The sequence below is a fragment of the Arthrobacter sp. DMZ02-1R genome (assembly GCF_057747935.1).
The window spans coordinates 4,744,528-4,770,666 of record NZ_CM173230.1 but is presented as its reverse complement, the minus strand read 5'-3'; the positions used below and the strand labels follow the sequence as shown (position 1 = coordinate 4,770,666).

General features: G+C 64.6%; 26 protein-coding genes and 1 pseudogene. 17 read left to right on the top strand and 10 right to left on the bottom strand.

Annotated features, from left to right (window positions below; all coding sequences use genetic code 11):
• Window positions 1-100: 100 nt before the first annotated feature.
• Entirely contained in the window at window positions 101-1,495 is a 1,395-nt protein-coding gene (locus AC3ANQ_RS22660; protein ID WP_488303123.1) for an IS1380 family transposase, read from the bottom strand.
• Between the two features lie 509 nt (window positions 1,496-2,004).
• Here AC3ANQ_RS22660 and AC3ANQ_RS22655 point away from each other — a divergent pair.
• The 9 genes and pseudogenes from AC3ANQ_RS22655 (at window position 2,005) to AC3ANQ_RS22615 (ending at window position 8,782) form a co-directional block, all read left to right on the top strand.
• Window positions 2,005-2,613, top strand: coding sequence for a DedA family protein (locus tag AC3ANQ_RS22655; RefSeq protein ID WP_488303122.1), 609 nt, complete (start codon window positions 2,005-2,007; stop codon window positions 2,611-2,613).
• A 203-nt stretch (window positions 2,614-2,816) separates the two neighbouring features.
• Window positions 2,817-3,119 carry an urease subunit gamma gene (locus tag AC3ANQ_RS22650; protein WP_078106942.1) on the top strand — a complete coding sequence of 101 codons (303 nt, stop codon included), beginning with the start codon at window positions 2,817-2,819 and terminating at the stop codon, window positions 3,117-3,119.
• 9 nt (window positions 3,120-3,128) lie between these two features.
• Entirely contained in the window at window positions 3,129-3,515 is a 387-nt protein-coding gene (locus AC3ANQ_RS22645; RefSeq protein WP_488303121.1) for an urease subunit beta, read from the top strand.
• On the top strand, window positions 3,512-5,296 hold the full coding sequence (ureC, locus tag AC3ANQ_RS22640; RefSeq protein ID WP_488303120.1) for an urease subunit alpha: 1,785 nt from the start codon (window positions 3,512-3,514) through the stop codon (window positions 5,294-5,296). The genes AC3ANQ_RS22645 and ureC overlap by 4 nt, the downstream gene beginning before the upstream one ends.
• Before the next feature lie 18 nt (window positions 5,297-5,314).
• The gene (gene ureE, locus AC3ANQ_RS22635) at window positions 5,315-5,794 is read left to right on the top strand and encodes an urease accessory protein UreE (RefSeq protein ID WP_488303119.1); all 480 of its coding nucleotides are present in this window, start codon (window positions 5,315-5,317) and stop codon (window positions 5,792-5,794) included.
• Window positions 5,775-6,491: an urease accessory protein UreF gene (locus AC3ANQ_RS22630; RefSeq protein WP_488303118.1), complete on the top strand. Its 717-nt coding sequence runs from the start codon at window positions 5,775-5,777 to the stop codon at window positions 6,489-6,491. The genes ureE and AC3ANQ_RS22630 overlap by 20 nt, the downstream gene beginning before the upstream one ends.
• Before the next feature lie 16 nt (window positions 6,492-6,507).
• Window positions 6,508-7,125, top strand: coding sequence for an urease accessory protein UreG (gene ureG / locus AC3ANQ_RS22625; protein ID WP_488303117.1), 618 nt, complete (start codon window positions 6,508-6,510; stop codon window positions 7,123-7,125).
• Entirely contained in the window at window positions 7,122-8,102 is a 981-nt protein-coding gene (locus tag AC3ANQ_RS22620) for an urease accessory protein UreD (protein WP_488303116.1), read from the top strand. Before ureG ends, AC3ANQ_RS22620 begins: the two co-directional genes overlap by 4 nt.
• Window positions 8,103-8,127: 25 nt before the next feature.
• Window positions 8,128-8,782 (top strand): annotated as a pseudogene (locus tag AC3ANQ_RS22615) (HoxN/HupN/NixA family nickel/cobalt transporter).
• A gap of 14 nt (window positions 8,783-8,796) precedes the next feature.
• Here the strand turns inward: AC3ANQ_RS22615 and AC3ANQ_RS22610 are convergent.
• Window positions 8,797-9,822, bottom strand: coding sequence for a PHP domain-containing protein (locus AC3ANQ_RS22610; RefSeq protein ID WP_488303115.1), 1,026 nt, complete (start codon window positions 9,820-9,822; stop codon window positions 8,797-8,799).
• A gap of 321 nt (window positions 9,823-10,143) precedes the next feature.
• Between AC3ANQ_RS22610 and malQ the strand changes: the two genes are divergently transcribed.
• Entirely contained in the window at window positions 10,144-12,357 is a 2,214-nt protein-coding gene (malQ, locus tag AC3ANQ_RS22605) for a 4-alpha-glucanotransferase (protein ID WP_488303114.1), read from the top strand.
• A 76-nt stretch (window positions 12,358-12,433) separates the two neighbouring features.
• On the opposite strand, the gene AC3ANQ_RS22600 is transcribed toward malQ, so the two are convergent.
• From AC3ANQ_RS22600 to AC3ANQ_RS22580, 5 genes are read right to left on the bottom strand one after another with little or no spacing between them, the layout of a single operon-like run.
• The gene (locus tag AC3ANQ_RS22600) at window positions 12,434-13,504 is read right to left on the bottom strand and encodes a lactonase family protein (RefSeq protein WP_488303113.1); all 1,071 of its coding nucleotides are present in this window, start codon (window positions 13,502-13,504) and stop codon (window positions 12,434-12,436) included.
• A 50-nt stretch (window positions 13,505-13,554) separates the two neighbouring features.
• On the bottom strand, window positions 13,555-14,385 hold the full coding sequence (locus AC3ANQ_RS22595; RefSeq protein ID WP_488303112.1) for an aldo/keto reductase: 831 nt from the start codon (window positions 14,383-14,385) through the stop codon (window positions 13,555-13,557).
• A 36-nt stretch (window positions 14,386-14,421) separates the two neighbouring features.
• Window positions 14,422-15,426 (bottom strand): SDR family oxidoreductase, encoded by a 1,005-nt coding sequence (locus AC3ANQ_RS22590; RefSeq protein ID WP_488303111.1) that lies wholly within the window; start codon window positions 15,424-15,426, stop codon window positions 14,422-14,424.
• Window positions 15,423-16,394 (bottom strand): aldo/keto reductase, encoded by a 972-nt coding sequence (locus AC3ANQ_RS22585; protein WP_488303110.1) that lies wholly within the window; start codon window positions 16,392-16,394, stop codon window positions 15,423-15,425. Before AC3ANQ_RS22585 ends, AC3ANQ_RS22590 begins: the two co-directional genes overlap by 4 nt.
• Window positions 16,395-16,440: 46 nt before the next feature.
• Window positions 16,441-17,286, bottom strand: coding sequence for an aldo/keto reductase (locus tag AC3ANQ_RS22580; RefSeq protein WP_488303109.1), 846 nt, complete (start codon window positions 17,284-17,286; stop codon window positions 16,441-16,443).
• A 164-nt stretch (window positions 17,287-17,450) separates the two neighbouring features.
• On the opposite strand from AC3ANQ_RS22580, the gene AC3ANQ_RS22575 reads away from it, so the two are divergent.
• The 3 genes from AC3ANQ_RS22575 to AC3ANQ_RS22565 all read left to right on the top strand — a co-directional run bounded on the left by AC3ANQ_RS22575 (window position 17,451) and on the right by AC3ANQ_RS22565 (window position 18,974).
• Window positions 17,451-18,353, top strand: a complete 903-nt coding sequence (locus AC3ANQ_RS22575) for a helix-turn-helix transcriptional regulator (RefSeq protein WP_488303108.1) — start codon at window positions 17,451-17,453, stop codon at window positions 18,351-18,353.
• 145 nt (window positions 18,354-18,498) lie between these two features.
• On the top strand, window positions 18,499-18,705 hold the full coding sequence (locus tag AC3ANQ_RS22570) for a hypothetical protein (RefSeq protein WP_488303107.1): 207 nt from the start codon (window positions 18,499-18,501) through the stop codon (window positions 18,703-18,705).
• On the top strand, window positions 18,702-18,974 hold the full coding sequence (locus tag AC3ANQ_RS22565; protein WP_488303106.1) for a hypothetical protein: 273 nt from the start codon (window positions 18,702-18,704) through the stop codon (window positions 18,972-18,974). Before AC3ANQ_RS22570 ends, AC3ANQ_RS22565 begins: the two co-directional genes overlap by 4 nt.
• Before the next feature lie 77 nt (window positions 18,975-19,051).
• Here the strand turns inward: AC3ANQ_RS22565 and AC3ANQ_RS22560 are convergent, their stop codons facing one another.
• The 3 genes from AC3ANQ_RS22560 to AC3ANQ_RS22550 all read right to left on the bottom strand — a co-directional run bounded on the left by AC3ANQ_RS22560 (window position 19,052) and on the right by AC3ANQ_RS22550 (window position 21,153).
• Window positions 19,052-19,261: a dodecin gene (locus tag AC3ANQ_RS22560; RefSeq protein ID WP_184740694.1), complete on the bottom strand. Its 210-nt coding sequence runs from the start codon at window positions 19,259-19,261 to the stop codon at window positions 19,052-19,054.
• Between the two features lie 340 nt (window positions 19,262-19,601).
• Complete coding sequence (locus AC3ANQ_RS22555; protein ID WP_488303105.1) at window positions 19,602-20,303, bottom strand: FadR/GntR family transcriptional regulator; 702 nt, start codon at window positions 20,301-20,303, stop codon at window positions 19,602-19,604.
• Window positions 20,304-20,331: 28 nt separating this feature from the next.
• A complete protein-coding gene (locus AC3ANQ_RS22550; RefSeq protein WP_488303104.1) occupies window positions 20,332-21,153 on the bottom strand; it encodes an alpha/beta fold hydrolase in 822 nt (273 codons plus the stop codon).
• A 128-nt stretch (window positions 21,154-21,281) separates the two neighbouring features.
• Between AC3ANQ_RS22550 and AC3ANQ_RS22545 the strand changes: the two genes are divergently transcribed.
• The 4 genes from AC3ANQ_RS22545 to AC3ANQ_RS22530 all read left to right on the top strand — a co-directional run bounded on the left by AC3ANQ_RS22545 (window position 21,282) and on the right by AC3ANQ_RS22530 (window position 26,139).
• Complete coding sequence (locus AC3ANQ_RS22545; protein ID WP_488303103.1) at window positions 21,282-22,784, top strand: four-carbon acid sugar kinase family protein; 1,503 nt, start codon at window positions 21,282-21,284, stop codon at window positions 22,782-22,784.
• 27 nt (window positions 22,785-22,811) lie between these two features.
• Entirely contained in the window at window positions 22,812-23,711 is a 900-nt protein-coding gene (locus tag AC3ANQ_RS22540) for an NAD(P)-dependent oxidoreductase (RefSeq protein WP_488303102.1), read from the top strand.
• Window positions 23,712-23,812: 101 nt separating this feature from the next.
• Entirely contained in the window at window positions 23,813-25,279 is a 1,467-nt protein-coding gene (locus AC3ANQ_RS22535) for a GntP family transporter (protein WP_488303101.1), read from the top strand.
• Complete coding sequence (locus tag AC3ANQ_RS22530; RefSeq protein WP_488303100.1) at window positions 25,279-26,139, top strand: class II fructose-bisphosphate aldolase; 861 nt, start codon at window positions 25,279-25,281, stop codon at window positions 26,137-26,139. The genes AC3ANQ_RS22535 and AC3ANQ_RS22530 overlap by 1 nt, the downstream gene beginning before the upstream one ends.

The following is a 26,139-nucleotide window of genomic DNA, read 5'->3' as shown; positions in this document are numbered from 1 at the left end:
GGGCCGCTGACCGATGGCGGCTGGGCGCGGGCGGTTCCACTACCACCCGGGGTGCGGCTTTTGCTTCCCGTGGTTCCCTGTTGTCCGGTCCGGTTGCCGGCTATGGCGGGGTGATAGCCCTCAGCCTCGCGAGAGCGTTTATCAGCAGAGACGTTTCGGGTGCCTTGGATGCCAGGTGAAGGGTGATCTGTCGGGCGTGCCGGCTGATCTTGCCGGCGATCTCGAAAATCCGGGCCCGGAGTTTCTTGGGTTCCCACCGCCGCGCCTTGGTTCCGGGGAAAGCGAGCATCTGCGCCCATGCGGTGATCTCGGCCGCGAGCATGACCAGGTGGCACCAGAGCGTGTTCGCGGCGAAGGAGTGCAAGGGCAGGTTCCTCAGGCCGGTGTCCTTGACGCCCCGGATCCTATCCTCGCACCGGGCCCGCAACCGGTGCCGTGCTTCAAGATCGGCGAGCTGCCCGCGGGCCTGGTTTGTCGCGAACGCTGTGTAGCGCATCCCGTCGATGTCGGTGATCCGCAGCTGCGCGCCCGGGTGCGGGATTTCCTTGCGGACGATGACCCGCAAACCTTTGGGCCATGCGGAGAGCTCGAGCATGCCTGTGACATCCGCGACCCAGGCGCCGTCACGTTCTTCCCCGTCGCTGTTGTAGGCCCGCGTCCACGCCTTTTGAGGGATCAGCGGCAGGACGTTTTCGAGGGCACCATGGATCGGGAATCCGACCGAGTACCCCAGGTTCCGGTGGCGGGCGGCGAGCCAGTGCAGGAACTCGTGGGTGCCGCCGGCGGAGTCGGTGCGGATCATGAGCTTCCGCCCGGACCGGTGTCCGGCCGGGAGTTGTTTCAGCGCGTCTTTGACGATCTGGATGTGGTCGGCGGCGGTGTTGGAGCCGGCGTTGCCCGGGCGCAGGATCACTGCCAGGGGTTCACCGGTTCCCTCGGCGCCGTGGTCGATGAACGCGGCCAGCGGGTGGAACCCGAAGCCTTTCTTCCACGTCGGGCGGGCGTGTTCCTTGTCCGAATGGGCGCTCAGGAGCGTGGCATCAACGTCGATCACGACCGGGTTCCAGACGCTGGCGTTGTGCAACGGGGAGGCGTCCCCGGCAGCGTTCCAGGCACGGGCGCGGGCTTCGGCACGCGCCTTGTTGACCGCGGCCAGCGCCTTGGCCGGGTCGACCGTGGCGAGCACCTTGACCAGCCTGCTGACCGTGGGATCCGAGGCCACCAGCCCGTAAACCTCCGGCTGGGTCCGGAGCCGGTCCACGTCCGCCAGGCAGTCCCCGCCGGTCGCCAGGGACAGGGCCTGGTCGGTGAGGATCTTGCCGGGGTCATGCCGGGCGAAGGGCTTACGCCACGGCCCAAGTCCGGCCGACAAGCCAGCCATCAACCCCGTTGCCCGGACGGCTTCCGTCAGCACCAGCCCACCGGCCTGGGACACCACCCCGTCCCCGGCGGAATCAACACGGACAGACGGGTACGACGGGGTAAAGTGGTTCACCAGAAAGGTGCTCCTTCGAGCGGGTCAAAACAGTGCGTCAACAACACTATTTTCCCAGCTCAGGGGCACCTTTCCCTGCTTAAACACGCACTGGCCGCACCACCCCCTGAAATACCGAGGCTAAACCCGTCGGGCTGAGTCGCTTCATGGCCGAGGTCAGAAACCCTGGGGGGTTCTGAGGCTGCCGGGGCATGTGAGGGGTCGTCATGACTCGACCCATACAGGACGCCAACCGACCACTGCCCGTGGGTAAACTCTGGATACATGCTCTCCCAGAGCTGGCAAGATTTGGCGGGATTCTTGGCAGTGACTGGCGGGCTGTTTAGGCGCGGATTCTCGCGGTTTTTCGACCTAACGGATCGAGGACGTATCGCGGCGGATACTGGCGGATTGTTTCCGTGGGTCGTGGGTTCGATCCCACAGGGCCCACCCATTGTGAAAAGGCGCGGGCAACCGCGCCTTTTCTCTTTTCCTGCCCAAGTGCGCCTTCAACTGCCAGACTGTTCTTCATGCAGGCCCTTTTGGATGGACTCTTGAATACCAGCCCGCTCCTGATCGGGTGCATAGTTTTCGCCCTCGTCTTTGCCGAGGACGCAATTTTTGTGGGCTTTGTGATCCCCGGTGAAACCGCGGCTGTGGTGGGCGGGGTGATTGCAAGCCGTGGAATCTTCCCTTTGTGGCTCATGATCGTCATTGTGGTGACTGCCGCGATCACGGGCGACACCGTGGGCTATGAAATCGGCAAGCACTTTGGTCCCCGGGTGATGGCCCTGAAGATTCTGGACAAGAGACGTGCCCAACTGCAAAGGGCCGAGGACTTCCTCAAAGACAAGGGCGGCCTCGCCGTGTTCCTGGGCCGGTTTACCGCCTTCTTCCGCGCCGTCATGCCGGCTCTCGCCGGACTCAGCCGCATGCCGTACCGGCGCTTCGCGTTCTGGAACTTCAGCGGCGGCATCGTCTGGGGGTCCTTGTTCGTGACTCTCGGTTTTGTGGCTGGAAACTCATACGAGGAAGTGGCCCGCACGGTGGGCCGGGGTGCTGCAGCTGTGGTGGCAGTCGTTGCGGTGGCGATCCTGCTCGTCTGGCAGGTCAGGAAGCATAAGACCAAGAAGGTTTGAGGAAGCGGTAGCGGAAATCTGGCTGAAACCTGGTCGGCTTAGGCTGGTCACAATTCGTTCGGGAGGGGCGGTGAATGGGCGAACTGGATACGTCTGACGTTTGGCGTTATAACCGTAGTAGCTGCCCCGACGTCCTCGGCTTTTCTGAGTCTCTGAGTGAACTGATGTCCGCTTCTGCAGCACACAACTTCTAAGGAGAACCGATGCATCTTTTGCCCCGTGAGCAGGAAAAGCTCATGATCGTGGTGGCGGCCGACCTCGCCCGCCGTCGGCAATCCCGCGGGCTCAAACTCAACTTTCCCGAAGCCGTCGCGATCATCAGCTACGAACTGATTGAGGGTGCCCGGGACGGAAAAACCGTTGCCGAACTCATGAGCTACGGGACAACGTTGCTTCGCCGTGAGGATGTCATGGAGGGCGTGCCCGAGATGATCCACGATGTCCAGATTGAGGCCACTTTCCCGGACGGCACCAAGCTCGTCACCGTCCACGACCCCATCCGCTAGGAGGCCGCCATGATTCCAGGTGAGTACCGGCTCCAAGCAGAGCCCATTGAGTGCAACAGCGGACGCGAGGCAATCGCCATCGAGGTGGTCAATCGTGGTGACCGCCCCGTCCAGGTGGGATCGCACTACCACTTTGCCGAAGCGAATCCCGCCCTCGATTTTGACCGCAAGGCCGCCCACGGCCGCCGCCTTGACATCCCCGCTGGCACGGCCGCACGCTTCGAACCCGGCGACTCCAAGACGGTCAAACTGGTGGCCCTTGCCGGCAGCCGCGAGGTCTACGGCCTGCGGAACGTCGTCAACGGATCGCTTGATTCCGGCACCGGAGAGAACGACGGCGGCGCTGCCGCTGCCACGGACGGGCCCGGAGCCAGCAAAGAAGGGACAGCCCAGTGAGCTTTGAAATTTCGCGCAAGCAGTACGCAGACCTTTACGGCCCGACGACGGGCGACTCCATCCGCTTGGCGGACACCGAACTTTTCCTTGAGATCGAGAAGGACTACACGGTCTACGGCGAAGAGGTCATGTTCGGCGGCGGCAAAGTGGTGCGCGACGGGATGGGGCAGAACGGCCAAGTGACCCGCGACGGCCGCTTGCCCGAGTCCAACGCGGCCTCGGACCAGGCCCTTGACGTCCCGGACACTGTCATTTCGAATGTGGTGGTCCTCGACTACACCGGAATCTACAAGGCCGATGTGGCGCTCAAGGACGGGCACATCTTCAAGATCGGCAAAGCCGGGAACCCGCAGATCGCCGACGGCGTGGACATCGTGATCGGCGCCAGTACCGAGATGATCGCGGGGGAGGGCAAGATCCTCACTGCAGGTGGCGTCGACACCCATATCCACTACATTTCCCCGGACCAGGTCCCCACTGCCCTGTGCAGCGGCGTCACCACCATGGTGGGCGGTGGCACGGGACCGGCCGAAGGTACCAAGGCCACCACCATCACGCCCGGCAAATGGCACATTTCGCGGATGCTGCAAGCGGCGGAGGGGCTCCCGATCAACATCGGCCTCCTGGGCAAGGGGCACGCCTCTGCCATCGAGCCGCTGGCCGAACAGATCCGCGCAGGCGCGGTGGGCCTCAAAGTCCATGAAGACTGGGGCGCCACGACGTCGTCCGTCGACATGTCGCTGCGCGTAGCCGATGAATATGATGTACAGGTAGCCATCCACACAGACACCCTCAACGAGTGCGGATTCGTGGAGGACACCATCAAGGCGATCGACGGCCGCGTGATCCACACCTTCCACACCGAAGGAGCAGGCGGCGGGCACGCCCCGGACATCATCAAGATCGCCGGACTGCCCAACGTGCTCCCGGCATCCACCAACCCCACGCTCCCGTACACGCGGAACACCATCGAAGAGCACCTCGACATGCTCATGGTGTGCCACCACCTCAACCCGGACATTCCGGAAGACGTGGCGTTCGCCGATTCCCGCATCCGGGCCGAGACCATCGCCGCCGAAGACGTGCTCCAGGACCTGGGCATCTTCTCCATGACGTCCTCGGATTCCCAGGCCATGGGACGTGTGGGCGAAGTCGTGATCCGCACCTGGCAGGTAGCCGATGCCATGAAGCGGCAGCGGGGCGTCCTCAAGGACCCGTCCGGCGCAAGCCACGGCGCTGAAAACGGCTTGGGAGGGGAAAGCGACAACTTCAGAATCAAGCGCTACATCTCCAAATACACCATCAACCCGGCCATCGCGCAGGGCATGGCGGACTCCATCGGCTCCGTGGAGGTGGGCAAGTTCGCCGACCTCGTCCTCTGGAATCCGGCCTTCTTCGGCGTGAAGCCCGACCTGGTCCTCAAGGGCGGGCAGATTGCCTACGCACTCATGGGCGATTCCAACGGCTCCATCCCCACCCCGCAGCCGCGCACCATGCGCCCGATGTTCGCCACCCACGGGAAGGCGCTGCAGCAGTCCTCCATCACGTTCCTGTCCAAGGCGGCCATCGACGCCGGCGTCCCGGAAGAACTCGGCCTGCAACGCGTTATCCGGCCGGTGTCCGGCATCCGGAACCTGAGCAAAGCGGACTTGAAGTTCAACGGCGAGACGCCGGATATCGCCGTCGACCCCGAGACCTACAAAGTGACGGTCGACGGCGAGGACGTCACCTGCGAGCCCTCCGACGTGCTGCCTATGGCCCAGCGCTACTTCCTTTTCTAGATCGCCGGAGGAGAACACATGATCATTGAAAAGATCCTGGGAAATCTGCACGAACTGCCCAATCCCGAACAGTATGCCGGTCTCCACAAGGAGAAGGTTGTAATGCCCAGCGCCCAACTGGTCAAACGCATCCAACGCGTAACCACGGACCACGGCAAGGAGCTTGGCATCCGCCTCCCTGCCGGGTCCGGGGACCTGCGCGACGGCGACATCCTCGCCGTCGAAGACACGAACCTCATTGTGGTCTCCGTGCTGCCGACCGATGTCCTGGTCATCGCCGCGCGCAGCATCTACGAAATGGGCGTGGTGGCGCACTCCTTGGGCAACCGGCACCTGCAGGCCCAATTCTTCGACGCCGACTCCGAGTACGGGGCCGAAGTCATGGTGTGCCAGTACGACCACACGGTCGAGGACTACCTCAAACACGTCGGCGTGCCGTATCGCCGCCAGGAACGCGTAATGCCGGTGCCTTTCCGCCATGCTGAACACACGCACTAGGCCGGCTTCGGTTGCGGCCGCGGCTGGGAGCGCTTCGTATCAGCTCGCGCTTCAGCAGCTAACTGACTCCGCCCTGCCTACTGGAGCGTTTGCACACTCGCTCGGATTTGAGACGTACATCGACCGTGGGCTCATATCAGATGAAGCCTCGTTCAGCACCTGGTTGTCTGCGTTTGTGGGGCAGCAGTTGACCTATTCGGACGGGTTGGCCATTCGGTTCCTTTATGAGGGGGTGGATCTGGGTGGGTTGGATGCTCATTTGAGCGCGCAGCTCTTGCCGCGGCAATTGCGGGAGGCCAGTACCAAGATGGGCGGGCGGCTGATCGAGATTGGGAGCGAAGTTTTTCCCTCGGCGGAGCTCGAGGCGTACCGTGCGCTGGTGACCACCGGCCGTGCCGCCGGCCATCAGCCGCTGGCGTTCGCCGTCGTCGCGCGCTCGCTCGGCGTGCCGTTCGAGGAAGCGCTCGCCGCATACCTCTTCGCGGCGGTCACCACCCTGACGCAGAACGCCGTGCGCGCCATCCCGCTCGGCCAGAACGCCGGGCAGCGGGTGCTGCGAAAGGCGCACGACGACGTCGCTGCCGCCGTCGAGCGGGTCGCGCACCTGGCGCCGGACGACTTCGGGGCCGTGAGCCCCGGGCTGGAAATTTCGCAGATGCGGCACGAATGGCAACGTGCCCGCATGTTCATGAGCTAGAACCACAGGAGGACACATGTCTGAACCCATTAAGATCGGCATCGGCGGCCCGGTTGGAGCCGGCAAAACGCAGCTCGTGGAGCGCCTGACCCGCCATATGAGCCGGGAAATCTCCATGGCCGCCATCACCAACGACATCTATACGATCGAAGACGCCAAGATCCTCGCTGCCAACGGCGTCCTGCCCGAGGACCGCATCATCGGCGTCGAAACCGGCGGCTGCCCGCACACCGCCATCCGCGAAGACACGTCCATGAACACGGCGGCCATCGAAGAACTCAAGAAACGCCACCCGGACCTCCAGGTCATCTTCGTGGAATCCGGCGGCGACAATCTCTCCGCCACGTTCAGCCCCGAACTCGTGGACTTCTCGATCTACATCATCGACGTGGCCCAGGGAGAGAAAATCCCCCGCAAAGCAGGCCAAGGCATGATCAAATCGGACCTCTTCATCATCAATAAGACCGACCTCGCACCGTTCGTTGGGGCCGACCTCTCCGTGATGGAGCGGGACTCCAAGGAATTCCGCGGCGACAAACCCTTCTGCTTCACCAACCTCAAAACCGACGAAGGGCTCGACAAGGTCATCGCATGGATGCGGCACGACGTCCTGATGCTCGACCTGGCGCAATGAGCACGACGGCGACGGCGGCTGAGCTCTCTCCGGGGGACGGGTCACCTCCGGCGGCTCCGCCGGATTTGGGGCCGTGCCCGCTTCGCGATGCCCGCCACGCCGCGGCCCCCAAATCCGGCTTCGCCGCCTCTTCGACTAACTCGCCGCGAGGAGAGCTCAGCCTTCGGGTCGCCCTCCGTGCTCAGCGTTCCGTGGCCGTGCAGCAGTTTCATCAGGGTGCCTTGCGGGTGTTGAGGCCGCATTACTTGGATGGGTCCGGACAGGTTTGTTATGTCGTGGTCAATCCTGGCGGGGCGTATTTGGGGGCGGATCTCTATGTCGTGGAGGTGGAGGTGGAGGCCGGGGCGTCCTTGCTTTTGACGACGCAATCGGCCACGAAGATTTATCGGACGCCCGGGTCATTTGCGGAGCAGCGGATGACTATCCGTCTGGGGGACGGTGCGGAACTGGAGTTGGCTCCGGACCAGCTCATCGCCTATCGGGAGGCCAGCTATCGGCAGAATACGCACATCACTGTCCATCCGACGTCGAGCCTTATCATGGCTGAAGTCATCACCCCCGGCTGGTCGCCGGACGGCGCTTCTTTCAAGTACCGGGAACTCCGGCTCCGGAACGAAATCCGGGTGGAGAGCGACGACGGCACGGGGCTGCTTGCGCTGGACAACCTCCTGATCCGGCCGTCCCTCGGCGATGTGACGGGAATGGGCTTCATGGAAGGCTACAGCCACCTGGGTTCGCTCATTCTGGTGGATCCGCGGGTTGATCAGGCGCTCGCCGATGAACTGCACCGGTTGACCGCAGGGTATGACGCGTACTCCGGGTTGTCGCTGACGCGAACCATTGCGGGCACAACCGGATTGGTCCTTCGGTCCCTCTCGAGCAGCACTGAGGAACTGAATCGATTGCTTGGTGCCTGTACCGGCCTTTTGCGCGAACGCTGGTACGGCAGGGCGCCGCTGAACCTAAGGAAGTACTGATTTGTCACTCGCGGAGTTCGCCTCGATGTACCGCCGGCGCGAGCATCTCCCGATGAAGTCGCGGCTCGCGTTCATGTTCGGCTCCGTTGTCCTCCTGCACCTTGCCGCCGTCGTGCTCCTGCTGGTGGGTGGCTCCGACGGCGGGCAACCGCTCGCGCTGGGGCTCTTACTGACCGCCTATGTGGCCGGCATTAAGCACAGCTACGACTGGGACCACATCGCCGCGATCGACAATTCCACGCGGAAGTTCGTGGCACAGCGCAAAGACCCCGTGAGCGTCGGATTTGCTGGGCCACAGCTCCGTGGTGATCCTGGCCGGCGTGATGGTGATTGGCGGCGCCAGCTTGGTGGGCCAACTCATGGAGGACGGCACCACCGGACACTTGGTGCTGGGGTTGATCGGCAGCGGAGTCTCGGGGCTCTTCCTCCTGGCTATGGGCATCTTCAACGGCTCGGCTTTCCTTCGCACCGCACAGCTGTACCGTGCCGCCCAGGCTGGCGGCGAGGTCTCGGTCATCACGCTGGGCGGTTTCCTGAACGCGGCCTTCGGCCTGACTGATCCTGTCACCACGTGGCTGGGCGAAATAGACCTCGGCGACGCCGGGCTGCTGCTGATCGGGGTGTTCGCCGTCGTGTGGGTGGTTGCGGCTGTACGGATGTGCGCGGCGCGACGCCGCTGATGGTGCCGGCGCGGTTAGTTGGGCGGGAACCACTCAAGAAGCCGATCCAACGGCCACGTCGTGATGATCCGATCGGCGGGTACACCGTTGGCTTCTGCCCGCTCCGCTCCGTATTGCAGGAAATCGAGCTGGCCAGGGGCATGCGCGTCACTGTCGATGCTGAAAAGGCAGCCAGCATCGAGGGCAATCCGAATCAATTCATCCGGCGGGTCCTGGCGTTCCGGCCTCGAATTGATTTCGACGGCGACTGAGTACTCCGCACACGACGCGAACACCTTTTCGGCGTCGAACTCCGATGGGGGCCTTGTTCCGCGTGATCCCTTGACCAATCTGCCGGTGCAATGGCCAAGGACGTTCGTGTGCGGGTTTTCGATGGCGGCGAGCATCCGGCGTGTCATGGACCGTTTGTCGGATCGGAGCTTCGAGTGGACGCTGGCAACCACAACGTCTAGTTGGCTCAGCAGTTCCACGGACTGGTCCAACTCGCCGTCTTCAAGGATGTCCACTTCGATGCCGGCCAGCAGCCGAAAGCCGGGATCCTGTCCGTATCCGTCGTTGATCCCGTCCACAACCGCGAGTTGCTCCATCAAACGCTCCGGGCTGAGACCGTTGGCGATGGCGAGGTTGGGGGAGTGATCGGTCAAGGCGATATATTCCCGGCCGAGTATACGGGCCGCGTCGGCCATAACTTTGATCGGCGAGCCGCCATCCGACCAGTTGCTATGGCTGTGCAGATCGCCGCGAAGCTCGGCATGCAGCTTGCGTCCACCGTTAACCAAGGGCTCGGCGCCGCGGCGGCGGAGGTTCTCAAGGTAGTCCGGAACCATGCCACCCAGGGCTTGGCTGATCACCTCGAAAGTCCGGCTGCCAATTCCCTTGGTCCGCTTGAGGCGGCCATCCTTGGCCCGGGCAGCCAGTTCCTCTTGGCTCAAACCAGCGATGACGTCGGCAGCTCGGCGAAACGCCTGGACTTTGAAGCTGTCCGCGAGTTCCCGTTCCAGCCAGAAGGCGGTTTCGTTGAGCGCGTCTACGGCGTCCATAGCTCAATGATGTACCACGCTGCGCTCAGGCGTATGTGAGCGAGCGTTCGGGTCTGGCGGCCTATATGCGAGCGAGCGTTCGGGTCTGGGGCCCATATGTGAGCGAGCGTTCGGGGTTCCTGACGCTCTCTCACTTATATGGGCCTTTCCGGGGACCCTCACTCAGATCATATGAGAGGGCGTTCGGGTTGGGGCGTCATGCTGCCGGAATAACTGCGACGGCCCCGGCCACCCTGCAATAATCGGAACCAGTTGCCTCACTCGTGTTGCACGTGGGGCGGTATGCACCTTCGGACGAATCACATTGCAGACGAGGCGGACATGACCAACACTCCCATCCAGCAGGACACCGTAACCCAGCCAACAACGGGGAACCTGGACGCCGCCACCGACGAAGAACTGCTTCACCGGCTCGCCGACGCTCATGGCGTCGGGACATCTTTCCACGGCTGGGACGGGCTGCAGCACAACGTTTCGCCAACCACGCTGATCCAAGTACTGGGCGCCTTGGGAGTAGCTGCGGATTCCAGCGCCCAGATCGAGGCGGCCCTTGTGGAGGCCGAACTGGCGCCATGGCGGCGGATGCTGCCGCCCGCCGTCGTCGTCCAAGAGGGAACGACGGCGGCTGTGCACGTGCATGTGCGTGACGGTTCACCGGCGCGCCTGACGATCCGGTTGGAGGATGGAACGGAACTCGCGGCCGCCCAACAGGAGGACTGGGCGCCGCCGCGTGACGTAGATAGCGTGCCCACCGGCCGTGCCACGTTTGAGGTGCCGGCCGGTTTGCCGCTCGGTTGGCATTCGCTCACCGCCGAGTCCGACGGCGTCATGGCCACCGCCACGCTCGCGGTGGTTCCGGCCAAACTGCAGACGGCGGCACAGCTCCAGGAACGGCGCGGCTGGGGACTCGCCACGCAACTGTACTCCGTGCGCTCCAAGCGCTCGTGGGGCATCGGAGACTTCACGGACTTGGCCGATTTGGCGTCTTTGGCCGGCGCACGTGGGGCCGACTACGTGCTGGTCAATCCCCTGCATGCTGCGGATCCTGTGCCGCCGGTCCAAGCGTCCCCGTATTCTCCGTCAACCAGGCGATTCTTCAACCCGCTCTACATCCGCGTGGAAGCCATTCCCGAATTGGCATATGTGAAGCCCCGGAAACGGGCAACGTTGGACCGGCTGTTGGATCACGTCCATGCGCTCAACAAGGACGCGGAACGGCTGGACCGGGACCAGATCTTCGCCGCCAAGCTCGCTGCCTTGGAACTCCTTCACACGGTCAAGCTTTCTCCGGCCCGGCAGCGCGCCTTCGAGGTATTCTGTCGCGAGGCCGGCCCGGGCTTGGACGATTTCGCGCTTTGGTGCGCCATCCGCGAGGACCGGTCGCCGGACGACCCCTTCTGGCAGGACCCCACGGCCACCCTCGGCTCGCCCAAAGTTGAGTCGATGCGCCAGGCTTTGGCCGATCGGATTGGTTTCCACCGTTGGCTTCATTGGATCTGTGATGAGCAGCTTGAGTCGGCCCAGGCTGCGGCGAAGCGTTCCGGCATGCGGCTGGGAGTGGTCCACGATCTCGCCGTCGGGGCGGACCTCAGCAGCGCCGACGCCTGGACGTTGCGCAGCAGCTTCGCGCCCGGTGTCAGCGTGGGTGCACCGCCGGACATGTACAACCAGCTCGGCCAGAACTGGAACCAGCCGCCGTGGCACCCAGTCCGTTTGGCCGAGGCGGGCTACGTGCCTTTGCGCGCGATGCTCTCCACCGTCCTTCGCCACGCTGGCGGCATCCGTGTGGACCACATCCTTGGGCTGTTCCGCTTGTGGTGGGTGCCCGCTGGCAACTCCGCTCGCGACGGCGCCTACGTCCGCTACGACCACGAGGCCCTCATCGGCATCCTCGCCTTGGAAGCGCACCGCGCGGGCGCAGTGGTGATCGGCGAGGACCTGGGCGTCTTCGAACCCTGGGTACGGGACTACCTTGCGGTGCGCGGCATCTTGGGCACATCGATCCTGTGGTTCGAGTACGACGGCGACTTGCCCCTGCCGCCCGAACTGTACCGAACGCAGGCCCTCGCGAGCGTCAACACCCATGATCTGCCGCCGACCGCCGGGTATCTCGCCGGCGACCACGTGGAACTCCGGGGTCAACTGGGCTTGCTTGAACGAAGCGTGGCCGAGGAACGGGCCGAGCACGAGGCCACCTTGGACAAGATGATGGGGTTGCTGCGCGAACGCGGCCTGCTGCCTCCCGACGGCGGCGGCGACGGCAACGACGCTCCGACGCTTGGCGAGGAACAGGTCATCGAGGCGTTGCATCGGCTGCTGGCACAGGCACCGTCAGTGTTGTTGGGCGTTGCGTTGGTGGATGCCGTGGGGGAGCGGAGGGTGCAGAATCAGCCGGGCACGACCTCCGAGGTCTACCCCAACTGGCAAGTGCCACTGGCCGACGAGCTCGGCCGTGCGGTGCTGATTGATGACCTCGACGCGAACCCGCGGTTCAATTCCTTGCTGGCCGCGGTTGACGAGGCTGTGCGGGCCTAGCCACCACCAACGAGTCGTGAGATCTCGCCTTTTTGGGGGCGCGAAAGGGGCGAGATCTCACGCATGGACTAGCCGGTTAGAGCGCCGCGACCAAAGCCGTTGGCGAGTACGTTTCCAACTGGTCCAGGACCTCGCCCGGGATGCCAGTCGCCGGGTCCAGGGCAAACGTGGTGGCTTGGTTGGAACGCTCGTGCGCCACGTGGAGCCAGCCGTCGCGGACCAGGTGGTGGCGGGGCCAGTCACCCCCGCTGGGCACGTCGGCCACAGGTCGGAGCCGGGTCCCGCTGCCTTCGACGGCCAATACCGAGATCCGGTTGGAGCCGCGGATGCCCGCGTAGACGAAGCGATTGTCCGGGGACAGTGCGATTTCGGCGGCTGCATCGCCGTCGGAAGCGCCGCCGACCGTCGCAGGACCGCGGCTGTGGAGCACAAAGCGGCCGTCCGCACCGGGGAGTAGCAGCGCCACTTCGATGGAGTACTCGGTCACGATGAAGACGGCATCCGCGGTGGGGTGCTGGACCAAGTGCCGCGGGCCGCTGCCCATGGGGAGAGTGACTTGGTGGTCGGGGAGCAGACCGGTGTCCGGGAAGTAGTTCCACACCCGCACGAGGTCGAAGCCGAGGTCAGTGGTCATGATCCGGCCGTCGTTGAGCATGAGGCTCGCGTGCGCGCGGCTCACTCGGGGGCCGCCCGTGGCGATGTCGATGCCGCCGTCGACGCGCGCGTGTGGATCCTTCGCCGGTGGTGCGGCAAGGCGCGAGGTGATGCCGCCGTCGTCGTCGAGCCCATAGAGCAGAACGTTGCCGTCACCCCAACAGGCAACCACGATGAAGCGGCCGTCCGGGTCCACGGCGACGTGGCAGGCCGCAGCACCTGCGGGCCAGGCCTCACCCAGAGGCTCGAGGCTGAACTGCCCCGTCCGTCGGTAGGCGCGGACCGTCTGGGCGGCCTCGGCTACTGCATAGACCACGGGCAGGGTGGGATGAACGGCAAGGAACGACGGCGACGGCGCTTCGACGGCGGTGCCCAGCCAACTAAGGCTTCCGTCGTCACCGGCGGCAATGGCGCCAATGCCCGCTCCGTGCCCGTTGCTGTCCGCCGTGTACGAACCCGCCCAGATGAGCGTTCCATCGATGTTCTCTGCCATGCCGTCCTCAGTGTTGGTGATGGAGTGCTGCCCGCCGAGTAAACCCTGCCTCAGTGTCCTTGCACGTCCGAGTCGACGCCGGCGTCGGCACCAGCGTCCAACGTGGCGATCGCCGACATGTCTTCATGGTCCAAGGCAAAGCCGAACACGTCCAGGTTTTCCTTCATGCGCAGCGGATTGGCGGACTTCGGGATGGCCACAAGCCCTTCCTGGACGTGCCAGCGCAGCACGATCTGCCCGGGTGTCTTTCCGTGTTTCCGCGCGATCGTGGCCAGGACGGGGGCGTTCAGGAGATCCCGCCCGGCTCCCAACGGGCTGTATGACTCCGTTGCGATGCCGTGGTTGCCGTTGAAGGCCCGCTCGTCGATCCGCGTGACGGATGGTGAGATCTGGATTTGGTTGACGGCCGGCACCACAGAGGTCTCCTCCAGAAGCCGCTCAAGGTGCGAGGGCTTGAAGTTGGACACGCCGATCGATCGCGCCTTCCCCTCGGCCTGGAGCCGCTCGAAAGTCTCCCAGGTGGAGATGAACTCGTTCCGTTGGGGGAGCGGCCAATGGATCAGCAAGAGGTCCACGTAGTCCAGGCCGAGGCGCTTGAGGGAGCCCTCAAGCCCGTCAACGGCACGATCGCGGCCTTGGTAGGTTCCGTCCAGCTTGGTGGTGATGAACAGTTCCTCGCGCGGGATGCCGCAGTCCCGCACGCCGTGCCGGACGCCGGCCTCGTTTCCGTAGCGGTAGGCCGTGTCGACATGCCGGTAGCCAAGTTCGACGGCGGACACCACCGCCGCGGCTACCTCGGCGTCGTCGAGCGGCCAGGTTCCGAGGCCGATCTGCGGAATGGCATTGCCGTCATTGAGCCTGACGGTCGGAGCAAGTGCCATGGTCCTGTCCTTTCAGTTACTAGATCGCCTCAATTACTAGATCGGCCTCCGTGCCCATTGGACCAGTTGGTCGCTCAGTTTCATGAAGTCCTGGTCCACGTGCTTGATGCTTGGATGTTCATCATGCCACCGGACGATCTCCCGCGCGCCTGCGGCGAACGGAATTTCTGCCCGGTACCAGGGCACCAGGGTTTTGACCTTGGTGTTATCAAAGACCACGGAGTGGGATCTGTCCCCCAGAAGCCCGGGCCCAAGCTCCGGGGAGTGCGCGGCAATGGTCTCCGAGGCGATGTGCACCAGTTCGGGTTCCGGGACCCCTGCAGCCGTGGCGAAGAGCCGGTAAACCTGATCCCAGGGGAGCGCTTCGTCCGAGGTGATGGTGTAGCTTTCTCCCACGGCCTGCGGTCGGCCGAGGAGCCCCACGAAGGCCACCGCAAAGTCGTCCGCGTGGGTGAGGGTCCATAGCGAGGTACCATCACCGTGGACGATCACCGGCAGCCCCTCCCGCATGCGATGGATGTCCGTCCAACCGCCCAGCAAGGCGATTCGAGCGCGGTCATAGGTATGCGACGGCCGGATTATGGTGACCGGGAATCCGTCGTCGCGGTAGGCCTGGGTGAGGAGGTCCTCGCACGCGATCTTGTCCTGCGAGTACTTCCAGAACGGGTTTCTTAACGGGGTCGACTCAAGGATCGGCAAGTGTGCGGGCGGCTTTTGGTAGGCCGACGCCGAGCTGATGAATATGTACTGACCGGTCCGGCCGCGGAACAGCTCGATCGCTGCCGAGACATGCTCCGGAGTGAAAGAGATGAAGTCCGCGACGACGTCGAACTCGCGTCCGTTCAGTACCTCCGACACCTCGGCGGCGTTGCGGATATCGGCCCGGAGCAGTTCGGTTTCTGCCGGTAGGGCCCTGTCCGAGGTCTGTCCGCGGTTGAGAACCGTGAGCCGGTGACCGAGCGCGACGGCGAGCTTCGCCGCCGCCGCGCTGATGGTCCCGGTCCCGCCGATGAACAGCAGGCGCAAGGGGGCTGAAGTCACCACGCGTAGTCTTCCGGTGCGGTCCGGTGGGCCGGGAAGATGTCGTCGAGCCGCTTGAGGGCGTCGGCGTCGAGGGTGACATCCAAAGCCCTGATGGCAGCGTCCAACTGCTCCTGGGTGCGGGGGCCAACGATCGGTGCGGTCACGGCTGGCTGGTGCAGCAACCAAGCCAGTCCCACGTCGCCGGGCTCGTGGCCAAGGTCGTCGGCGAGGTCCTCGTACTGGCGGATCTGCTCTTCGTGCTTCTTGAGGGTCTCGGCCGCGCGGCCCTCAAGGCGCCGGACGCCGTCGCGCTCTTTCTTCAGAACCCCGCCCAACAGACCGCCGTGCAGCGGCGACCACGGGATCAGCCCGAGGCCGTACTGTTGCGCAGCCGGGATGACTTCAAGCTCGAGGTTGCGGGTGAGCAGGTTGTAGATGGACTGCTCGCTCACGAGTCCGTTGTAGTTGCGCCGCGCAGCCGCCTCCTGGGCCTGGGCGATGTGCCAGCCGGCGAAGTTGCTGCTGCCGGAATACAGGATTTTGCCCTGCTGGACGGCAACCTCGATAGCCTGCCAGATCTCGTCCCACGGCGTGTTCCGGTCCACGTGGTGGAACTGGTAGACGTCGATGTAGTCAGTTTGCAGTCGCTTCAGACTGGCGTCCAACGCGCGCCGGATGTTCAGGGCGGACAGCTTGGACTCGTTGGGACGGTCCGTCATTGTGCCGTAGAGCTTGGTGGCCAGGACGACGCGTTCGCGGCGCTCGCCGCCCTTGGCAAACCAGCGGCCGATGATTTCCTCGGTCCAGCCGCGGTTGTCGTGGCCGCCGTAGACGTTGGCGGTGTCGAAGAAGTTGATGCCGGAGTCCAGGGCGGAATCCATGATGGAATGGGCGGCGGATTCCTCCGTCTGCGGGCCGAAGTTCATGGTTCCGAGGCACAGGCGGGAGACGCTGAGGCCGGAGCGGCCCAGGTGCGTGTACTGCATGGTTAGGTTCCTTACGCTGTGGTGGGTCTTGTTCCTGGTGAGCTTTTTACATCTGGCTGAAGGACGCGACGGCGGGGTCGGCGCCGAGGCGGGCACCGGCGTCGAGCGCGCTGATTGCCGCCAGTTCCTCCGGGGTGAGCTGCAACGACGCCGCTGCGAGGTTCTGGCGGATCCGTTCAGGGTGAACGGACTTGGGGATGACGATGTTGCCGGTTCCCAGGTGCCAAGCCAGCACGATCTGCGCCGGGGTAGCACCATGCTTTTCGGCCAAGTCGGTGACCGTAGCCGACCCCAGGTCCGCTCCCTGCCCCAGCGGGCTGTAGGCCTCGACGGCGATCCCGTGCGAGCGGCTCTTCGCTGCCAGCTCTCGCTGTTGGAACGTCGGGTGCAGTTCGATCTGGTTGACGGCAGGTACGACGTCGGCGAACTCGAGGAGCGTGTCGAGGTGATCCGGCAGGAAGTTGGAGACGCCGATTGCCCGGGCGCCGCCGTCGGCATGGATCTTCTCCAGTGCCTTCCACGCGTCCACGAACAAGCCCTGGGACGGCACCGGCCAGTGGATCAAATAGAGGTCTATGACGTCGAGGCCAAGTTCGCGGCGGCTGTGGTTGAACGCTGACGCTGCCCGGCCTTGTTCGCCGTTGCGGAGCTTGGTGGTGATGAAGAGTTCTTCCCGGGAGATGCCGGAAGCCTTGATCGCGGCACCGACGCCGGATTCGTTCCGGTACGCCGCGGCTGTGTCGATGTGCCTGTACCCGGCTTCAAGGGCGTCCTCCACGGCCTTCTGGGTTTCGGCAGGTGGGACCTGGAAGACGCCGAAGCCGAGCTGGGGGATGGTGACCGAGTTGTTCAGGACGAGCCCGGGAACGGTTGAATTCTGAGCGTTGGACATGTCCGGCCCTTTCGTCTTGGTGGGTGGATTGCCTTGCCGGCTTTCTTGAGCCTATGCACTTTCGGCACAACAATCAGTAGTTTTGACGCCCCCTGTTTTTCCTAGGACTCGCAGTCCTACCTTGGCCGTAGAAACGGGTCCTCCAGAAGGGAAGAATGGGGGGCATGGGTCAAAGCGCCGAGTTTGGAAGATTCCTCAAAGCCATGCGTGCCCGGATGTCGCCGGAGGATGCAGGGTTGCCGGAAGCGTCCAGCGCTCGTCGCGTCCCCGGGCTGCGCAGGGAAGAGATCGCCCGCTTGGCCGATGTCAGCACCGACTACTACACACGCCTCGAACAGGGCCGGCACATCCATCCGTCCCGGGCGGTCCTTGAATCAGTGTCGCGGGCACTTCGCCTGGACTCAAGCGAGCACACGCACATGATGGACCTCCTTGAGCACTGTGCGGAGAGCGCCAAGGCACCGGCTTCCACTACGCGTGTGCGGCCTGCGCTGCGCCAACTCCTGGACGCTGTGGGCGACGTTCCCGCGCTCCTGCTCGGCCGACGCAGCGACGTCCTTGGCGCCAACCGCATGGCGGTTTTACTGTTTGCCGATTTCCCCGCCATGCCTCCCGCCGAGCGAAATCTCACGCGTTGGCTGATCCTGGATCCCCAGGCCCGGGAACTGTTCCGGGACTGGAAAACCGTGGCCGCGGAAGCTGCTGGATCCCTGCGGGCGGACACCGGACGCCACCCCGACGATCCCCAAGCCAACCAGTTGGTGGGCGAGCTCGCTGTCAATAGCGAACACTTCCGGCAATGGTGGGCAGGGCATCGGGTGGCGGCCCGTTCGGCCGGCACTGTCCGCTTGCATCACCCCGCGGTGGGGGACGTTGAGCTCAACTTCGAGAATCTGGCACTGCCGCAGGACCCGGACCAAGTCCTGCGCGTCTATTCCGCAAAAGTGGGTTCGCCGTCGGACGATGCGCTCAAGCTGCTGGGCAGCTTTGGTGCGGGAACGGCGCTTGGTGCGGGAACGGCGACGAGCTCGGAGCTCTCTGAGCGGCAGGCGGCAAGCGAGGGCTGAGGGGTTTCAGCAGAATGTGCTTCATGTCACTGTGCTGCTGCATAGTGAATTGGCATGATTCTGTCTATGTGCCCATTGGGTGGCCCTTGGATGGCGTTCTAGGCTGAATCCAGACCTTTTCGCATATCAAGGATGGAATTCAACGATGAAACGCATCGCGCTGCTGCGGGAACGGGCAGCCACCGCCGGGTCCGCGGGATCCACGGGCTCGCATTGCCCAGCATCCGGTCAGTGGAGCCCTGAAGTCGAACCGCACGCCGTGCACACCTTTTTCGAGGGCCACGTCTTCCCGTCCCACAATGGAGTGGCAACAGTGTGGCATCGCCAGTACCTGGCGGCTGAGTCCCGATGAGTCCCGAAACCTTAGGGGCTTGGGGCCCAAGACACTTCACGACGTCGGCCCAGCGGCCCGCCGGAGCGGCGCTGAACCTGCCGCCGTCAAAGTGGTCCGAACTCAGCCGCGGCGAGACCGTCTGGATCCACGAAGACAAATGGGGCTTCGACGCCGGGCTCGTGGACGAAGTTTCCTCTGACCACGAATTCCTGTGGATCGAATTTGCCGGCCGTGGCCGGCGACTCCTCTGTGGCGGTGACCCCGTCCAAGTCTGGACCCGCGGGTAAGTCCAGCCTCGCAACTGATGGCCGTCAGCCTTTCCACAGAAAGGCTGACGGCCATCGTCGTTTGGTCTTTGTAGGGCCTAACGCTCCAGGCGGAAGCCAAGCTTGATGGTTACCTGCCAGTCGGCAACGGCACCTTCGCTGAGGTGGCCGCGGATTTCCTTGACCTCGAACCAGTCGAGATTGCGGAGGGTCTGGCTGGCAGCCGCAATCCCGTTCTTGATGGCGGCGTCGACGCCCTCGGACGAGGTTCCAACAATTTCGGAAACGCTATATGTGTGGTCAGCCATTCTTGCTCCTCATGATCGTCCTTGATGCCTGAACTGCGGGCCTGGCAGGCCGTGAAAGCAGACTAGCTGACGCAGGGCCGGGGCAACAGGGGTTGGCTTGTGTCAGGCCGACCCTCGCTCACTTATGGCTTGTCCCGGGCGCACGCTCGCTCACCTTTGAGGCGCTGTCGGCGGACGCTCGCTCACCTATGAGGCCAAATGGCGGCAACCCTCCTGCAGATGATCTGCAGGAGGGTTGGAAGGATGGCCCGTATATGTGAGCGGGCGTCGGGGGATTGGCCCGTATATGTGAGCGAGGGTTGGAAGGATGGCCCGTACATGTGAGCGGGCGTCGGGGAACTTACGCCTCCAGGACGTAGGTCTTAAGATCGTCCAGGGTCTGCTGCATGTGCGCGTCCATGGCCTCGCGGGCGCGGGGGGAGTCTCCGGCTTCGAGGGCTTTCAGGATGGCCCGGTGATGTCCGATCGCGTGCCGCTGGATGTCGGGGATTTGCGAGGTTTGGGTGCGCCGGGTTTCCAAGACGCGATGCAGGGGTTCGAAGAGCACGGCCACGAACACGTTGCCGGAAGCATGCAGGATGACATCGTGGAACCCGAGGTCCGCCTCGACGAAAGCGCTCACATCGTTGGAATCGTGGGCTTTCTGCATGGCGGACACATGAACCTGCAGCTGGTCGATTTCCTCGGGGGAGACCCGTGAGGCGGCGAGTTCGCAGGCGCCGGTCTCGAGCATGCGCCGCAGCTCGATGAGCTGGACGGCCGCTACGGCGTCGTTCTTTCCTTCCGAAGCCGCACGCAATACCGCTTCAAGGGAAGCCCAGCGGTTCAGGGGATTGACGAACGTTCCTCGGCCACGCTCGACGCTCAGGATTCGCTGGGCCTCAAGGGTTTTCATCGCCTCGCGCACGGTCATGCGGCTGACCTCATGCTTTGCGCTCAACTCGAGTTCGCCGGGAACCACAGTGCCCGGCGGAAATTCGCCCGCGACGATGCGGTCCAACAGCTCGTCAGCTACGACGCCGACCAGCGACTTGCGTGCCATGGTGCTCCGTTCTTAGATGTCTGACATCTTACGCCGAGGGTTGCCGGCTTTCGTCCCAAAACGCGCCGAGCGCCACCGCGCAAGCATGGGGCTGCTCCCAATGGACGCTGTGCCCGGCGTTCGGGATTGCCACCAGCCTTCTCATGGGGCTGGCCGCCACGAAGGCTTCCGCCTGGTCCAGCGAGCGTAAGCGGTCCCCGACGCCGGCAATCACGAGCGTCGGTGCGGTCACCTTTTCGGGGACATCCGCAGCCACGCCCGCCATTGCCGCGAGGCCGCTAGGCCCCAGGACCTCAAAGGGGAGCTCGAATCCGCGGCTCAGCAGCCGTTCGTCCTCCGTAGGCAACGCCCCAAACCAGGCTTTCATGCACTTGGCGCGCATCGCGTCGTCAATGAAGCCTTGGCCGAGCTGGGATTCGAGCATCGACTTGAAGGCATCGTTCGGCGGCGCCGGCACCATGCCGATCAGGGCCACACTCGCCACCAGCTCCGGATACGCTGCCGCTAACGTCAGGGCGACGCTGCCACCCATTGAGTGGCCAGCGATGTGGACCGGCGAGGGGTTCCGGGCGGCAATGGCCGCGACGGAAGCGGCCGCCGACTCAAGCGTCCATTCGAAGCCTTCGGGCAATACATCCCCGCGGTGATACCCAGGCAAATCGACGATCCACACTGAACGCCCGGCGTCGAGCAATTCGGCGGCGAGCGGCTCCCAATAGGCGGACGTCGAGGCCCAGCCGTGCAGCAACAGGACGGGAGGCTGGGACTGAAGGGCCGGCGTCGTGCTGGCGGGCATTGGAAGGCGCATGTCCACGTGCAGCGCCGCGACGGCGGGAGGCTTTTGAAGCATGCGCCAAGCATAGTGACGACTGACACTTGCACACCGGAAAGTGGGTGTGTCACACTAGCACTCAAATTAGATGTCTGACATCTTACATTTACGTTCAGAAGCAGAGATTTCCCACGATGGAGTGCACAGTGACCCTTGAAGCCGATGTTCTGGCCGCCTTCCCGGCTGAAGTCCAGATCCCCGCGCAGCTGGTTGCCGACGCCGTAGCAGCGTCTTCCGCAACCTCGCCCCGCGTCCTGGTAGTCCTCGACGACGACCCCACGGGCACCCAGTCAGTTGCCAACCTGCCGGTCCTCACCCGCTGGGAGGTCGCCGACTTCGCGTGGGCCTTCGCCCACATCGCGGAAAGCCAGTCCCAGCCCGCGGTGTACGTGCTGACCAACACCCGCAGCCTGGACCCGGTTGAGGCCGCTGCCCGCAACGAGGAAATCGTCCGCAACGCCCTCGCCGCAGCGGGCAAGGATGTTCGCCTCGGTTTCGTCAGCCGCTCCGACTCCACCCTCCGCGGCTACTATCCGCTGGAACCCGACGTTATTGCCGCCACTGTCGCCGACGTGACCGGAGAAGCCACGGACGGCGTCGTGATGGTCCCTGCCTTCCCCGACGCCGGTCGCGTCACGATCGGCGGCGTCCACTACATGCGCGGTGCCGGGGACGACGCCGGCAAGCTCACCCCGGTCTCCGAGACCGAGTTCGCCAAGGACGCCAGCTTCGGCTTCGCCAACTCCGAGATGGCCAAGTATGTGGAGGAGAAGTCGAAGGGCCGTTTCGCCGCGGACTCCGTGATCGTCCTCGACTTGAACATCATCCGCGCCGGCGCAGCCGCTGCGAACGGATCCTCAGGGGATCCCGAGCTCTCCGCGAAGGCCATCGCCGACGCCATCGAACCCGCCACGAACTCCACGCCGATCGTCGCGGACATCGTCACCGAGAACGACCTCCGCGCACTCGCCCTTGGACTCGAAGAGGCCGAACGCCGCGGTAAGAAACTGCTCTACCGTGTGGGCCCGCCGTTCGTCCGCGGCCGGATCGGCCAGGAAATCCGCGAGGCACTCAGCGGCGAGGAAGCCTACGAAGGCAACACTCCCTCAACGGCCGGCGGCCTCATTGTTGTTGGCTCGCATGTCGGTCTCACGACGCGTCAGCTGAACACCCTGACGGCCCAGCACAGCGCTGCCCGCATCATCGAGATCGACGTGGAAAGACTTCTCGTTAGTGGCGCGGACGAGTACATCGACGAAACGGTCGCCGCCGTCGTCGACGCCCTCCACAGCGGCGACGTGATCGTCCACACGAGCCGCCTGCTCATCAAGACCGACGACGCCGCAGCGAGCCTGAAGATTGCCCGCACCGTCTCTGCCGCCGTCGTCGCAGTCGTGAACCGGACGCTCAAGACCTTCCCGCCGCGCTTCGTCATCGCCAAGGGCGGGATCACGTCCTCGGACGTGGCCGCGCACGGCCTCGAAATCCGGCACGCGATTGTCCGCGGCCCCATGCTGCCCGGCATCGTCTCGCTGTGGGAACCGGTGGACGGACCCGCCAAGGGCATCCCGTACATCGTGTTCGCCGGCAACGTAGGCGACGACGAATCCCTGGCGCAAGTCACGCGCAAGCTCAGCAACACCTTCTGACCGACCCCCCATTCAATGGAGAACACCATGACCAGGAAATACACCGTCGCCGTCCTCGGCCTTGGCGCCATGGGCCTGCCGATGGCCACCCGCTTGGCAACCCAGCTGACCGTCCACGGCTTCGACATCGCCGAACCGCGGCTGAAGCTCGCCGCCGACGCCGGAATCCGCACCTTCGCTTCGGCCCGTGAAGCTTCGGACAGCGCCGATGCCCTTCTCCTCGCCGTGCGCAACGGCGAACAACTCGACGAGGTCCTCTTCGGCGCCAACGGCGTCGCATCCGTGCTCAAGCCGGGCGCCGTCGTGATCCTCGGCAGCACCGTCGGTACCGAAGCGATTCCGGCCACTGTCGCCCGCCTGGCGGAGTACGGCGTCGAACTCGTTGACGCGCCCCTTTCCGGCGGCCCCAAGCGTGCCGGCGAAGGCGACCTCCTGATCGTGGTGGGCGCTACTCCGGCTGCGCAGGAAAAGGCTCGCCCTGCCCTGGAACTATTGGCCTCCACACTGAGCATCGTGGGTGACAAGCCCGGCGACGGCCAGGCGCTGAAGACCGTCAACCAGCTCCTCTGCGGTGTCCATATCGCCGCTGCCGCCGAGGCAATGGCACTCGCCGATGCCCTGGGCCTGGACCAAGCCAAGACCCTCGCCGCCCTCGAAGCGGGCGCCGCCGGCTCGTTCATGCTGTCCAACCGCGGCCCCCGAATCCTCGAGGCGTACAACGAAGAAGGCGCCGAGGTCCTCAGCCGCCTGGACATCTTCGTCAAGGACATGGGCATCGTCGGCAAGGCTACCCGCGCCGCCGGCCTCGCCGCACCCGTTGCCGCCGCTGCCGAACAGCTCTACCTCCTTGGCCAGGCCCAAGGCCTCGCCGCCTCCGACGATTCAGCCGTCATCAAGGTCGTCGCGCCCACCAGGCGCACAAACTAACCCCTCGCACAACTCGCGACGACGGCGGTCCCCCTCCGCCCGTCGTCGCCGCTCTCGCCGGCCTAAAGTCCAGGCTGGCGTAGTCAAAGGAGACACCCCCGATGAATCCCCTCATCAATTCCTTGGCAGTCCGGGCAGCTGATGCCCCTGCCATCAAGCCGGCCGTGGAGCTTGGGACTCCGCTGCTGCTGACCATCGCCGTTGCGGGCGTCGCGCTGCTGTTGCTCATGATCATCCGATTCAAGATCCAGGCCTTCGTGGCATTGCTGGCCGTGAGCATCCTGGTGGCCGTCGCCGCGCAGATCCCCTTGGCGGACGTCTTCACCGTTGTTGCCAACGGTGTGGGCGGAACCATGGGCAAGGTTGCGCTGCTGATTGCCCTCGGAGCCGTGTTGGGCCGCATGATCGAGGTGTCAGGCGGCGTGCAATCGCTGGCCAACCACTTCACCGCGAAGCTCGGAGCCAAGCGCGTCGCCGTGGCCCTGACCGCCGTGGGCTTCCTCGTGGCGATTCCCGTGTTCTTCGAAGTGGGCATCATCGTGCTGGTGCCGATTGTTTACGCCTTCGCGAAGATCGCCAAGCTGCACCCCATCAAGTTCGGCCTTCCCATGGCTGGCATCATGCTCTCCATCCACGTCGCTGTTCCCCCGCACCCGGGCATTGTTGCCGGGGCGGGCGTCATGGGCGCCGACATCGGGCTCATCGCGATGATTTCGCTGATCATCTGCGTGCCTCTGGGTTTCCTGTCCTACTGGGTTGCCAGCATCATGAACCGCAAGGACTACGAACTGCTTCCGGGCGTCCGCGACCAGATTGAAGAATTCGGTTCCGACTCCCTCGTGCGGGTGGGCCACGACGGTCCTGGCGCCAGCGCCGTCGCCCCGCCGCGCCCGGGCCTGATCATTTTCCTCATTGCCGCCCCGATCGTGCAGATCCTGCTTGGTACCGCGGGTACGCTCCTGATCAACAAGAAGGACTACTGGTACGGCGTCTCTTCTTTCGTGGGCAACCCGTTCTTCGCCCTGCTGGTGGCCGTTGCGCTCGCCTTCTTCCTGCTGGCTGTCCGCCGCCAGTGGTCGCTCAAGGAAACCGGCGAGATCTTCGAAGGTGCCCTGCCTCCCATCGCCTCGATCCTCATGGTTGTGGCAGCCGGCGGCGTGTTCGGCGGTGTCCTGCAGGTCTCCGGCATCGGCGCGGCGCTGTCCCAGACGCTGGACTCCCTCGGCGTGCCGATCATCCTGCTCGGATTCATCATTTCCCTGGCATTGCGTGCCGCGCAGGGTTCGGCCACGGTTGCCATCGTCACCACCACCGGCCTGCTCTCGGCTGCCGTGGCGCACGGCGGCTACACCCCGGCGCAGATCGCCGTCATCGTGATCGCCATCGGCTTCGGCGGCCTGGGCCTGTCCCACGTGACCGACGCCGGCTTCTGGGTTGTGGTGCGCTACTACGGCCTCACGGTGTCCGATGGGCTCAAGACCTGGACCGTTCTCACCACCATTCTTGGGGTCGCCGGCTTCCTGCTCAGCTATGTCGCCTGGATCCTTGTGGGAGGCCTGGCCCACTGATGCGTGTACGTCTTGACGATCTTGTAGGTTCCGCACTGGAGCGAGGGGCAGCGGTCCCGGCCTTCACGTGCTACGACTTCACCACTGCCCTTGCGGTGGTGGCCGCAGCCGAAGAATCAGGCCGTGCGGTCATCCTGTTGGTAGCGCCAAAGACTGCCGCCGCTCCGTCCGGTCCGCGGCTGATCACGGCGCTGCGCGCTCTGGCCGACGACGCCAGCGTGCCGGTCTCGGTCCAGCTGGACCACGCCTCGGATCTGGATGTCATCCGTGATTCGGTAGCGGCCGGTGCCGACGCCGTCCTGGCGGATGGTTCGTCCCTACCGTTTGAGGAGAACATCGCCCTGGTCCGCGAGGTCCGGGCTGTCCTGGCAGCCGCCGGCGCGTCCGACGTCGTAATTGAAGCCGAACTTGGCGGACTGGCCGGTGACGAAGACAAGGCTTTCGGTGTTGACACCAGTGCCCATCCCGCAGGCTTGACCGATCCCGACCAAGTGCTGGAATTCGTATACCGCACTGGTGCCCAGCTCCTGGCCGTGGCCGTGGGGAATGCACATGGCCGCTATACCGGGGAACCCAAGCTGCGCTGGGAGGTGCTGCAGGATATTGCCTCGCGCATGGAGCTTCCGCTGGTCCTCCACGGCGCATCGGGCATCCCCGCCGCGGACCTGGTCAAGGCCACGTCCATGGGCGTGGGCAAGGTGAACTTCAATACAGAGCTCCGCACCGGCATCCTCGCCACGCTCGAGGCCGAGACCACTCCGCACCGGGCCGACGGCGAGAACCTGCAGGGCCTGCTGGGCCGCTGGAACTCCTCCGCCTCGACCTTCGCCGGGGCAACGCTGGACATGCTCAGCCGCTAG